The organism is Sorangium aterium (assembly GCF_028368935.1).
GTDB lineage: Bacteria > Myxococcota_A > Polyangia > Polyangiales > Polyangiaceae > Sorangium > Sorangium atrum.
The window spans coordinates 1,836,641-1,848,862 of record NZ_JAQNDK010000003.1; the positions used below are offsets into that span (position 1 = coordinate 1,836,641).

Annotated in this window: 10 protein-coding genes; 6 read left to right on the forward strand and 4 right to left on the reverse strand. The window is 71.5% G+C overall.

What is annotated here, in order from left to right; translation table 11 throughout:
• Window positions 1-7: 7 nt before the first annotated feature.
• Together POL72_RS31165 and POL72_RS31170 are read right to left on the reverse strand one after the other, a co-directional pair.
• On the reverse strand, window positions 8-1,129 hold the full coding sequence (locus POL72_RS31165; RefSeq protein ID WP_272099922.1) for an acyl-CoA dehydrogenase family protein: 1,122 nt from the start codon (window positions 1,127-1,129) through the stop codon (window positions 8-10).
• 177 nt (window positions 1,130-1,306) lie between these two features.
• Window positions 1,307-1,915 carry a LysE family translocator gene (locus POL72_RS31170; protein ID WP_272099924.1) on the reverse strand — a complete coding sequence of 203 codons (609 nt, stop codon included), beginning with the start codon at window positions 1,913-1,915 and terminating at the stop codon, window positions 1,307-1,309.
• 642 nt (window positions 1,916-2,557) lie between these two features.
• On the opposite strand from POL72_RS31170, the gene POL72_RS31175 reads away from it, so the two are divergent.
• The 3 genes from POL72_RS31175 (at window position 2,558) to POL72_RS31185 (ending at window position 4,838) form a co-directional block, all read left to right on the forward strand.
• Window positions 2,558-3,415: a Uma2 family endonuclease gene (locus POL72_RS31175; RefSeq protein ID WP_272099926.1), complete on the forward strand. Its 858-nt coding sequence runs from the start codon at window positions 2,558-2,560 to the stop codon at window positions 3,413-3,415.
• 44 nt (window positions 3,416-3,459) lie between these two features.
• Entirely contained in the window at window positions 3,460-4,065 is a 606-nt protein-coding gene (gstA, locus tag POL72_RS31180) for a glutathione transferase GstA (RefSeq protein WP_272099928.1), read from the forward strand.
• A 65-nt stretch (window positions 4,066-4,130) separates the two neighbouring features.
• Window positions 4,131-4,838 carry a DUF4336 domain-containing protein gene (locus POL72_RS31185; protein WP_272099930.1) on the forward strand — a complete coding sequence of 236 codons (708 nt, stop codon included), beginning with the start codon at window positions 4,131-4,133 and terminating at the stop codon, window positions 4,836-4,838.
• A gap of 6 nt (window positions 4,839-4,844) precedes the next feature.
• Here POL72_RS31185 and POL72_RS31190 read toward each other — a convergent pair whose 3' ends face one another.
• A complete protein-coding gene (locus tag POL72_RS31190) occupies window positions 4,845-5,243 on the reverse strand; it encodes a hypothetical protein (RefSeq protein ID WP_272099932.1) in 399 nt (132 codons plus the stop codon).
• Window positions 5,244-5,434: 191 nt separating this feature from the next.
• Between POL72_RS31190 and POL72_RS31195 the strand changes: the two genes are divergently transcribed.
• Window positions 5,435-6,283, forward strand: a complete 849-nt coding sequence (locus tag POL72_RS31195) for a helix-turn-helix domain-containing protein (protein ID WP_272099934.1) — start codon at window positions 5,435-5,437, stop codon at window positions 6,281-6,283.
• A gap of 92 nt (window positions 6,284-6,375) precedes the next feature.
• Here POL72_RS31195 and POL72_RS31200 read toward each other — a convergent pair whose 3' ends face one another.
• Window positions 6,376-7,836 carry a serine/threonine-protein kinase gene (locus tag POL72_RS31200; protein WP_272099936.1) on the reverse strand — a complete coding sequence of 487 codons (1,461 nt, stop codon included), beginning with the start codon at window positions 7,834-7,836 and terminating at the stop codon, window positions 6,376-6,378.
• Window positions 7,837-8,826: 990 nt separating this feature from the next.
• Between POL72_RS31200 and POL72_RS31205 the strand changes: the two genes are divergently transcribed.
• Window positions 8,827-11,151, forward strand: a complete 2,325-nt coding sequence (locus POL72_RS31205; protein WP_272099938.1) for an adenylate/guanylate cyclase domain-containing protein — start codon at window positions 8,827-8,829, stop codon at window positions 11,149-11,151.
• Window positions 11,152-11,383: 232 nt separating this feature from the next.
• Window positions 11,384-12,217, forward strand: coding sequence for an alpha/beta fold hydrolase (locus POL72_RS31210; protein ID WP_272099940.1), 834 nt, complete (start codon window positions 11,384-11,386; stop codon window positions 12,215-12,217).
• Window positions 12,218-12,222: the final 5 nt, after the last annotated feature.

Here is a 12,222-nt window from a genome sequence, read left to right on the forward strand (position 1 = left end):
GCCGTCGTTACCCCGACCTGGGGCGGGTCGCCCGTTCGAGCAGCCGCTGGACCGTCGCTGTCTGCAGATCGCGCGTCTGGGCCGTGAGCGAATAGAGCATCGCCTCGCGGAAGAGGCGCTGCGCGGCGTGGTCGAGGAGGTTGGCGCTGCCTCCGGTCGCAGCGACCGCGGCGTGCGCGGCCCTGACGCCCAGATCGATGCACCAGGCGCGAACGCGGACCGCGTGCTCTGCCTGGCCCTCCGCCTCCGGCCGGTCCGCCCATGCATCGACCTCGGCGCGGGCGGACTCCCTCTCTTCCTCGAACGCCCGCGCGGCGTCCGCCAGGCGCGCGCTGCCGCGGCGCTCCGCCAGGTCCGCGAGCAGGGCCGCGGCGGCGCCGGCGGCGCCCAGGGAGAGCGCCGACGGCGTGAGCAGGCCCGCGGCGTCGCGGGCGGCCTGCTGCTCGCGCGTCAGGGTCGTGATCACCTGCTCGGGGCCGACGCGCAGATCGCGCAGCGTCAGCGACACCGTGGCCGAGGCGTTCATCGCGCTCAGGCGGAGCGGCGGCGATGCCTCGATGGAGTTCCCCGCCTCCAGCGGCGTCAGGACGTACATCAGGCGACCATCGGGGAGCGCGCCGGCGATGACCGCATCGTCGGCGATCCCATGGCCGGTCAACCAGGGCACGGTGCCGTCGAAGCGGAACCGGTCGCCGTCGGGCTCGACATTGACCATCGGCGGGCCCGGGCGGCGGACGTGCGAAAAGCCGACGGTGCAAAACCGCTCGCCGGCGGCGAAACGAGGCAGGACGCGCTCCTTGAGCGCCTCGTTGTCGCCGCGCGCGATGAGCGGGCACGCGGCGGCGTGCTGCATGTGGACGAACGCCGTCACACCGCAGGCACCGGCGAGGATCTCCAGGACCTCGCGCGCGACGTGCGGCGGGGCGCCGTGGCCGCCGTAGCATGCGGGCGTCGCGGTCCCGAGGAGACCTGCGTCCGCGAGCGCGCGGAGGTGCTCTCGGGGAACCGCCGCGGCCTGATCCGTGGCGTTCGCCGAAGGGGCGAGCACGAGCGTCGCGAGCCGGCGGGCGCGCTCGATCAGCGCGGCGGAGCCGGCCGTGGCAGGCGGCGTGGGCGATCCGGGGGACATGCGAAGGGAGTGTAGGCCGCGGCAGCGAGGCGACCCAGGAGATCGGCGCATCGCGGCCGAGGCACGTGCCCCCACCTGCTGGGAGGCTGCAGCCTCCTCGCAGCGGAGCCGAGGCGGCGCGCCAGGGTCGAGGCGGAGCGCGCGTCCCGGAGGTGTTCATCAGGCGATTCGAGCGAATCAGGTGATTCGGGCGAAGAGGAGCGCGAGCGCGCACAGCATGATGCAGATGCCGAAGATCTTCCCGACGTGCCGCCCGTTCCCGAGGATCTCCACCATCACGCGGCCCGCCACGACATAGATCATGAAGCAGGCGAAGCCGATGGTGACGATGGGGACGCCCATCGCGATCACGCCGCCCGCCGCGCTCCGCCCCACGAACTGGGGAAAGAGGGCGGCGAAGAACACGATCGCCTTGGGGTTGACGACGGCGAACATGAAGCCGTCGCGGACGTGCTGCCACGACGACCCGGACCGCGCCGCGACCTCACGATCGCTCCCGGAACTGGCGATGCCCATCAGCGTCCAGCCGATATAGAAGATGTACAGCGCCCCCACGAGCTTCATGCCGAGCAAGAGCGAGCTCGACAGGCCGCCGACCTCGAGGATCATGACGTAGGAAGCGACCGCCTGGACGATCGTCGCCGCGATGTTTCCGGCCCCGGAGAGCGCCCCTGCCCCCCAGCCGTGGTTGGCGCCCTTGGCGAGCGCGAGCAGCATCGATGGGCTCGGGATGATGGACGCGACGAAGATGGCCATGCAGCAGGCCAGCAGCACCTCAGCGCTCACCCGCCGACAGGTGGATGCTATCGGGCTTCATCCAGGGATCGATGGTGTTCCTGGCGACGTGGTCGAACCTGCTATGCAGCAGCATCGAGGCTCCTTCTGTGCTGGTGGGCGACAACTCCGCGGTTCCGGCGCCCGGCCGTCCGGGGCCGCAGCGACGCGCCGCGCGCTGCTCCGGGGCTGTTGAGCAAGCGTCGGACCAGCGGTGTTCGTCGTCCGATTTCGACGAGAAAGCCCGTCCCGGCGGCCAGAAACACACCTCGCCCAACCAGGGGTTCAAGGCGCGCCGATAGGAGATAGGCAACACATTGCCCGGTCGAGCAATAGCCTGTCATGCGGCAGGAGCGACCCGCCGCTCGGCCGTTGAGTTTCAGCTCTCCTGGGCAGCTCGCTCGCCCGACGACCGAGGCTCGCGAGCGTCCTCCCTCACCGGACGCGACGCGACCCCTCCCGCGCCCGCAAACCTCACCGGCGCCGCCGCTGAGGGCGGCCCCCTCGCGCGACCGGACGCGAGCGAGCTGAGCTTGAGCGCGCGGCGCGCGGTGCCACCACGCGCCGGCGTGCCGCAGCGACGGACGCTGCGCTGGCCGGACAGGACGAACGCAGGCACGCTGGCGGGGACTCCGCCGGATGGTGGATTTCGAAATGAGCGTCCCCGGGATCCGCAAGCTATCGAGCGGCTACGCGGACACGTCGAGGTACGCCGCGGACCTTGCTGCGGGGGGGATCCTCCGGCAGGCTTCCGGGATGACGTCCCTCGCCTTCGCGATGCCGGCGGAGATCGTCGACCCGAGCGTCGTCGCCCCGCCGGGCGATCTGTACAGCAACGAGCCGCCGATGGAGAGCTACCAGCACCTCGTCCAGATGATCCTGCTGCTCGAGAGCCTGGAGCTCTTCTGGAAGGACCGGGCCGACTTCTTCGCCGCGGGGAACCTGACCATCTACTTCAGCCCCAAACAGCTCAAGACCGAGCACTTCCGGGGCCCTGATTTCTTCGTCGTGCTCGGCACCGAGCGGAGGCCGCGCAAGAGCTGGGTCGTCTGGGAAGAAGACGGCCGGTATCCGAACGTGATCGTGGAGGTGCTCTCGGAGAGCACCGAGAGCACCGATCGCGGCCTCAAGAAGCAGATTTACCAGGACGTCTTCCGGACGCCGGACTACTTCTGGTTCCATCCGGAGACGCTCGAGCTCTCGGGCTTCCACCTCGTCGACGGGCAGTACGAGCCGCTCTCCCCCGATGCTTCCGGACGGCTCTGGAGCGCTCAGCTCGAGCTCTTCCTTGGCGTCGAGGAGGGGCAGCTTCGCTTCTTCACCCCCGAGGGCGAGCTCGTGCCCGCAGGCAAGGAGCTCGCGAAACGGGCCGAGTCCGCCGAGCAGCGCGCCGAGTCCGCCGAGCAACGCGCCGAGTCCGCCGAACAGCGGGCCGAGTCCGCCGAGCAGCAGGCAATGCGGTTGGCGGCGAGGCTCCGGGAGCTCGGCGTCGATCCCGACACGCTCAAGTAGCGTTCGGATCCCGCGCTCCTCTCGCTCCTCCTGTGAAGAAAGCGATGAAGCTCTATTTCAGCCCTGGCGCCTGCTCGCTCTCTCCGCACATCGCGCTGCGCGAGGCCGGCCTCCCGTTCGAGCTCGAGCAGGTCCACCTCGGCACGAAGAAGACAAGGTCGGGCGCCGACTTCACCTCGATCAACCCCAAGGGCTACGTGCCCGCGCTCGAGATCGAGGGCGGCGAGGTGCTCACCGAGGGGCCGGTGATCGTCCAGTACATCGCCGATCGGAGGCCCGAGTCGGGGCTCGCCCCCCCGGCCGGCACCCTGGACCGCTACCGGCTGCAGGAGTGGCTGAGCTTCATCAGCACCGAGCTGCACAAGCAGTTCTCGCCGCTCTTCAAGCCGAGGGCGCCGGACGAGCAAAAGAACGCGGCGAGGGCGCTCCTCGGTCGGCGCTTCGCCTTCGTGGCGCGCCGCCTCGAGGACACGACGTACCTCCTCGGCGAGCGGTTCACGGTGGCGGACGCGTACCTCTATACCGTGATGACGTGGACGAGGTTCGCGGGCGTCGATCTCGGCGGATGGCCCGTCCTCGGCCGCTACAGGGAGCGCGTCGGCGCCCGCCCTGCAGTGCAGGCCGCCATCGAGGCCGAGCGGAGGCGGTAGGCATCCTTCGGTCCCTGGGGATACGCGCCTTGACGCAACGATCACGCGCGACTTTGCATGACGGCATGCTGCAGGCGATCGCCGAGGACGTGTGGGCGTACGAGAGGGACTTCCGGCTGCCGTTCGGCGATCTGCCAGCGCGCACGACGGTCGTGAGGCGGGCCGACGGCGGGATCGTCATCCACTCGCCGCTGGCGTTCGATGACGACACCGCCCGGGAGATCGACGCGCTCGGCGAGGTGCGCGCCCTCGTCGCCCCGAGCTGCCTCCACCACGTCTTCTTGAGGGCCGCGACCGAGCGCTGGCCGCGCGCGAGCGTGCTCGGGGCGCCCGGGCTCGAGAAGAAGCTCTCCGGCCTTCGCTTCACCCCGCTGCCCCGATCCGGCGCCGCGCCGGAGATCGGCGACGATCTCGACGTCCGCCTCATCGAGGGCGCACCGTACATCGCGGAGCACGTGTTCCTGCACGCGCGGTCGCGGACGCTCATCGTGACGGATCTCCTCTTCAACGTGCATGAGGCCCGCAGCTTCGCCATGAAGGTCTTCCTCTGGGTCGGCGGCGTGTGGAGGAAGACCGCCCAGGACCACGTGTGGCGCGTGCTCGTGAGGGACCGCGCCGCGGCGGCGCGCAGCGTCGCCGACGTCCTCGCGTGGGACTTCGAGCGCGTCGTCGTCGCCCACGGCGACGTCATCGAAGGCGAGGCGAAGGACCGGACGCGCAGCGCGCTCGCGTGGATCGGCGCCGGTGCTGGCCGGCTCCTGCCTGGGAGATGAGCGCTCTCAGGCGGCCACCTGCGCGCGGCGCAGCCCGATGACCTGCGCCTCCGCGAAGAGCGCGACGGCGAGCGCCTGCGCCGCGACGAACGCATAGCCGATCGCCGTCGGCTCGAACCAGCCGAGCGCGAGGAGGAGCATGCTGTCGACGACCCAGAGCGCGTTCGCGACGACGACGGCGACGACGGCCCCCCGGGCCGGACGCTCGCGCGTGCCGAGCCATGCGACGAGCGCCGCGAACGGGAGCAGGCTCGCTCCAGCCCAGCGGAACAGCGGCTCGGGGAGGCCAGTCAGGCCGGCGAGGGGCGCCGCGGCGGCGAGCATGAGGAGGCCTGTGGCGCCGCTGAGGGCCGCGTCGGCGAGGAGGGCGCGGCGGAGGAAGCGAGGAGAGATCACGAACGACATGGTGGGCTCCTTTCGTTGCGGTCGGGGGCTCATCGCCCCTCGGTGGGCGGGACCTGCGGGGCAGCGCGCGCGCGGCGCGCCGGGTGTCCACAGCGCCCCTGACACCGCTCACCTTGGGGCGCCCTCGGCATGGGGTCGATTACCTCCCAGGTAATGGGCGTCATTTCCCGGCGTGCTAGGGTCGACTCGCGATGACGAGCTCACACCCGCCGATCGGGGGTCTCCTGCGCGAGTGGCGCCAGCGCCGTCGAATGAGCCAGCTCGACCTCGCCTGCGAGGCCGACATCTCGACACGCCACCTGAGCTTCCTCGAGACCGGCCGCGCGCAGCCGAGCCGCGAGATGGTGATCCACCTGGCGGAGCGCCTCGATGTGCCCTTGCGCGACCGCAACCAGCTCCTCGTGGCGGCGGGGTACGCGCCACTCTATCCGGAGCGCAGCCTCGGCGATCCCGCGCTCGCGGCGGCGCGCAGGGCGGTCGATCTGGTGCTCGCCGGCCACGAGCCCTATCCGGCGGTCGCCATCGATCGGCACTGGACCCTCGTCGCCGCGAACGGCGCGATCGGCCCATTCCTGGCCGGCGCCGACGCCGCCCTCCTCCAGCCCCCGATCAACGTGCTGCGCCTGAGCCTGCACCCAGGGGGCCTCGCGCCGCGCATCGAGAACTCGACCGAGTGGCGCGCGCACCTCCTCTCGCGCCTGCGCCGTCAGATCGACGTGAGCTCCGATCCCGCCCTCGTGACGCTCTTCGAAGAGCTCATCCGCTATCCATCGCCGGAAGGATCGAGGCGCCCTGAGCCCGCCCGCGAGCCCGACCCGGTCACCATCGCGGTGCCGCTCCGGCTCAGGACGGAGGACGGTATCCTGAGCTTCCTCAGCGCGACCATGGTCTTCGGCACGCCGATCGACGTCACCCTGTCCGAGCTCGCGGTCGAGTCGTTCTTCCCCGCGGACCAGGCGACCGCGGAGGCGCTGCGCGCGACGGCGCGACGCCGAGGACAACGGCCCTCTGCAGAGGAATCGCATCGAATCCCGCTCTGAGGGCGCGCGCCGCGCGCGCATCGACCAGCCGCGCTCCCCTGGGCAGCGCGGAGAGCGCTCCCGGTGCGTCGCGATGCGCAACGCTGAGAGCGCTACCGGTGCATCGCGATGTCGTTGCGGGGAAAGGGCTTGATGCGTCGGGTGTGCCGCCCAGTGGACGGAGCGGTCTTGATCCGCCCGGGGGATCGCGCGGGCCGCGCGGTGGGCTTCTTCTTCGTTGTCGACCGCGAGGCCTCGCTGGCGGGCGCGCTCTCGGGCTGCGCCGCCGCGGCCTGGACCGGCTCCTGGAGCTCCGGCGCGAGCAGCGGTCGGGGTGCCTCCACGACGCTGGCGAGGAGCGTCGCCTCGGTCGAGCTCGCCAGCCCGGCGCCGCGGGGGGCGACGGCGGCGAGCGCGGCGTTGTCGGCTGCGGGCGCGGCGAACCGGACGCCGAAGAACAGGCTGGCGCCGGCCAGCACGGCGCCTAGCGCGGCGGCCGCCGCCATCCGCGCGGATGGCCTTTTGCGCTTCTTGCGGCCCGACGCCGTGCCCAGGACCGCGGTCGTGCCATCACCGCCGTCGTCCTCGCAGAGATCCGCCTCGACCACCGGTATCGACGGGGACGTCATGACAGGGTTGCGCCGGGTGACCACGCCGTCCTGCGAGCTCACGGGCGGCGCCTCGACCACGCTCTCCGCACCCGCCGGAGCCGGCGTCTCGGTGCCCCACTTGCGCGACGACAGCGCCCGCTCCAGCGCGTCGGCCATCTCCTTCGCCGACCCGAAGCGCGCGCTCGGATCCTGCTGAAGGGCCCTCGCCATCCATTCGTCGACGGCGGCCGGCACGTCGATCCGGTGCGCGCTGGGCGGCGTGAACCGCCCCCTGTGCACGGCGAGCGTGAGCGCCGCGAGCGTCTCTCCGGAGAACGGGGTCCGCCCCGTCATCGCATGATAGGCAACGACGCCGAGCGACCAGAGATCCGCGCGGAAATCGAGATCCCTCGGGGTGACGAGCTGCTCCGGGCTCATGTAGAGCGGCGTCCCGACCACGTTCCCCGTCGAGGTGACCCGCAGGTCCCGGACCCGCTTGGCGATACCGAAGTCAAGCACCTTGACGAAGATCTCCCCATCCACCTGGGTCAGGAACAGGTTGTCCGGCTTGATGTCGCGGTGGACGATGCCGAGCCGGTGCGCCTGCCCCAGCGCCTTGGCCGCTTGCGCCACGATACGCGCCACCTCGCCGAGCGGCAGCCGGCCCTGGCGGCTGATACGGACCCTCAGGTCCTCGCCGCGGAGGAGCTCCATCGCGATGTACGGCATGCCCTCCGCCGTCAAGCCGTGATCGAGGACCTGCGCGACGTGCGGGCTCGTGATCTGCGCCGCAGCGACCGCCTCTCGCCGGAACCGCTCGACGTAGCCCGGGTCGTCCGCGTACTCGGGCGACATGAACTTCACGGCTACCTGAGCCTTCAGCGGAAGCCGATCGGCAACCCAGATGCTCCCCATCCCGCCGCGCCGGAGGATGCGCACGAGCCTCAGCGAAGGCGTCACCATCTGTCCGGTGTGCAGGGGCATACCTCTGCTACTCCTTCTCGCACTCGCACAAGCTCGAGCCGGTGGTTCCGTCAGCTCCAGCCGAAAATCGCCCGAATGGCGTAAATAGATCACTACGACGCCTTCATTGCCTCTGCAAGAGAAACAAAGTGCTCTCCGCCACGTCCGTCACGTGTGTCAGCTCTAGTCAGCTCTAGGCAGTTCTAGGTGCGCGTCGCGCACCCGCGCACACTGAAGCCGACCCGTCTCTTGCATCCCCCAGGAGCCCAGGGGCCGCGGAGAACTCCTATGCGAGACGGCCACGGGGACGGACATCCACCGTGCGCTGATGTCGGCGGATGAGCGCATGTCGAGCGCCAGCTTCGTCCAGCCGGTCGAGGGCGCCCGTCGCCGCGAGCGGCGGCGCCGAACAACGGAGTTGAAGGTAGGCCACCCGATCATCAGGTGGGGAGCGCGGGAACAAGCGTGCCTGTCGTGCGGCCATGGCCCGCGATCCGCTGTGGCTTCATCCATGGGCTCACCTCGCGGCGTCAGGTGAGCCCGCCCGGGGGGCGCGAGGGCTCATCGCCTCTTGACTTCGAAAAAAGTCTTTCATTTTGCCTCCACAACCACCGTCCGGGCAGCATGGAGGGTGGCGCTCGTGTCTTCAATCCAGCGCGAGAGTCACGTGGACGGGGCGAGACCCATTGGGGGTCGACATCGTCCGACATCGGAGGGCGGGCCTGTCCAGCTCCACGCGGGGCGCGCTCGCGCCTCCCTGGATCACGCACCGCGACAGGCGGGTTGTCCCCTGGAGGAGGATTGAAGCCTCTCGTCTTCTGGGTGCCGGCTCACTGAAAGAGTTCACCCAGCCGAGGACGGCCTGGACGCCCACGGAGCTCGCGCGTACGCCGGCGGAGGAAATCCACCCGCGCCGAGACTGAAGCTGATGCGTAGGGGTGCGATAAAAAATGAAGCGCGGGTGTCATCCATGGTTGCGTCTACGCGCGCAGGCGTAGAATCGCCGGAACCATGAGCCGATCCCCCTCCGACAAGGACGCGCCCAAAAAGGCAACGGTCAGCCCCGTGCCGTCGCGAGGGACCCCGCCGGAGACGATCCCGTCGCGCGCCAGCGCCAGCAGCAGCAGCGCCCTGCCGTCGGCGCCGCCCCTGACACGGAGCAGCGCCGGCAGCGGCAGCGCCCTGCCGCCGGCGCCCGCCTCGAACCGCGGGGGCAGCACCCTCCCGCCTCCTCAGCAGCACGCGCCGCCCCCGGCGCGCGGCAGCCATTTCCCGGCCGACGCGCGCGTGCGGCGGGATCGACCGAGCGTCCCGCTCTCTCCGCACGGCGCGTATGCGTCGCAGGAGGCGCGCGGCTGGCGAGAGCGGCCGACCGCCGCGGCCGCCGCCGCGGCGCGCGCCGGCTATACCTTGCAGGATCCGTTCGATCGGTGGGACCCGTCCGAGGGCTCCCCCGCTGCGCCAGCGACCCAGCCGCCCGAACCGCCGAGCTCGCGGATCCCGGAGGCGTCGCGCCACGAAGACGCCGGCCGCGGCCACGCGCCGGCCTCGTCGCCGGGCAAGCGCACGGCGACCGGCGGGCTGCCCGCCGCGCACCAGCCGGCGGCGTCGGCCAGGCCGTCCGCGGGGCGCGAGCCGCAGCGGCTCCACGAGCCGCACGGCGGAGGCCACGATCCGTACACGCCCATCAACCAGATCCTCGGCTACACGCGCCTGCTCGTGGCGTCGCTGCAGGGCAAGGTCGCGCCGCAGCACATCGAGGACATCCGCAACATCGAGCTCGCGTCGCGCAAGCTGCTCACCATCGTGCAGGCGATGGAGAACGGCGACGAGGACGCGCCCTCGAGCGTGAAGGTCAGCATCCCCTCTCCGCACGAGGAGCCCGCTGTCCACGCCGAGATCGAGGGCAGCGGGCGCGGCACCATCCTCGTTGTCGACGACAGCCGAGGCAACCGCGACGTCCTCTGTCGGGTGCTGCAGAACAACGGCTACCGCACCGCGTCCGCCGAGGACGGACCCCGCGCGCTGGGGCTCGCCGCGCGCGAGCGCTTCGACGCCGTGCTGCTCGACGTGAACATGCCCGGCATCAGCGGCCTCGGCGTGCTCTCGGCCCTGCGCCAGAGCCGGTCGCAGGCCGAGCTCCCGGTGATCATGGTGACCACGCGCGGCGCGAGCGAGGACGTCGTCGAGTCGCTCAAGCTCGGCGCCAACGACCACGTGACGAAGCCGATCGACTTCGACATCCTGCTCGGGCGGCTCGACACGCAGCTCACGCTGAAGCGCTCGCGCGAGCAGCTCTCGCAGCTCGCGGCGGAGCTGTCGGTCAAGAGCGAGTTCATCCGCAAGACGTTCGGCCGCTACCTGAGCGACGACGTGGTGAACCGCCTGCTCTCCTCGCCCGAGGCCCAGCTCCTCGGCGGCGAGGAGCGCGAGGTGACCATCATGATGACGGACCTCCGCAGCTTCACGACGATGACCGAGAACATGCCGCCCGACGTCGTCATGCGGCTCCTGAACGGCTACCTCGGCGAGATGGCGCGCATCATCGTCGCGCGCGGCGGCACGATCATCGAGTTCATCGGCGACGCGATCCTCGCGCTCTTCGGCGCGCCGTTCCCGGCGGGCGACGACACCCGCCGCGCGGTCGCCTGCGCGCTGGAGATGCAGATGGCGATGGACGCGGTGAACGAGAAGAACAGCGCCGAGGGCCTGCCGACGCTGCAGATGGGCATCGCGCTCAACACCGGCCCGGTCGTCGTCGGCAACATCGGCTCCGAGGCGCGCACGAAATACGGCGTGGTCGGCGCCCAGGTGAACCTGACGTCCCGCATCGAGTCGTGCACGGTGGGCCGCCAGATCCTGATCGCGGACACCACGCGCCGCGCCGCGGGCGCGGGCCTCCTGCTCGGCCAGAGCCACGCGCTGGCCGTCAAGGGGTTCTCGAACCGTGTGCTGGTCCACGAGGTCCTGGGCCTCGACAACCCCGAGCGGCTCTACCTGCCCGAGCGGCGGGTCGAGATCCTCTCGCTCTCGTCGCCGCTGCCGGTCGTGTGCGCGCGCCTCGCGGGCAAGCGGGTGGAGGGCGAGCCGCAGTCCGCCTTCATCCTCGGGCTCTCCCCCTTCGGCGCCGTGCTGCGGCTGCATCCCCGGCCCGCGCCCTTCACGAATCTCCAGATCCACCCGTCCGGCCCGCTCGCCGAGCAGCTCGGCGGCGAGCTGCACGCGAAGGTGATCGAGCTCGACGCGCGCGCCGACGACGTCGTGCGCATCCACTTCACGTCGTCACCGCCGGGGCTCGCGGCGTTCGTTCAGAAGCTGCACCGCGCCGAGGCATAGCGGCTCTCCCCACAGGCAGGCTCGTTCACATCGAACCCGTGCTCCTGAAGGGGCCGTATCGGCTCGGCGACCGGCTCTCCTCGGCTCCGAGGACATCGCCCTGCGCGTGACCCAGGGCGAAGCGCCCCTGGGAGAGCACCTTTGCTTCGAACGAGCGCCTCGCCTACGCTCCGCCCTCGCAGCGCAACACGGCCCCTTCACGCGGACCCATACACCGAGGTAGCAGACGCCCATGCCTTCCCTGACCGTTGCGGGCCCTGTGGGCGCGCTCCACATCGTCGATCATCCGGCCGCCGTCCCTCGCCCCGACGCAGGCGCCGGCTCCTCGCGCGAGGCGCTGCCGGTCGTGCTCGTGCACGGGATGGTCGGCCACGCCGGCTTCTGGGAGGCGACGCTCGCGCACGTCGCCGGCCGACGGCGCGCATTGGCGCTCGATCTCCGGGGACACGGCGCGTCGGAGCCCCCGCCCGACGCGGACTACACGCCCGCCGCCTGCGCGGCCGACGTGCTCGCGGCCCTCGACGCCCTGGCGCTCCCCCGCGTGGCGCTCGTCGGCCACAGCTACGGCGCGCTCGTGGCGCTCGCCGCCGCGGCCGCCCATCCGGAGCGGGTCGCGCGCCTCCTGCTCGCAGACCCGCCCCGGGATTTCACGCAGATCCCGGCGGAGGTCCAGGCGCAGCACTTCCCGCCCTACCTCGCCGCCCTCGCGGCGGACGGCTGGCGTGACACCGCCGTTGCCACCTTCAACGAGGCGCTCGCGGGCAGCACGCCCGCGACCCGGGAGACGGTGCTGGCGCGCGTCGCCGCCACGCCGCACGACCGGATGCTCGGCATGTCCCGGCATTTGCTGGAGTTCGAGGCGGTGAACGCGCTGGACCGCTACCTCGCCGCGCCGGGCGCCCGCGCCCACGCCATCGTCGCCCCCTCGAACGCATGGCCGCAAAGCCTCCACGCGCTGAGGCCCGCGCTCACGGCGGTCGTGCTGCCGGAGACCAGCCACTGGCTGATGCTCGACGCGCCGGCGGCGTTCGCCGCCGAGCTCGAGGCGTGGCTGGACGCCGCCTGACGGAG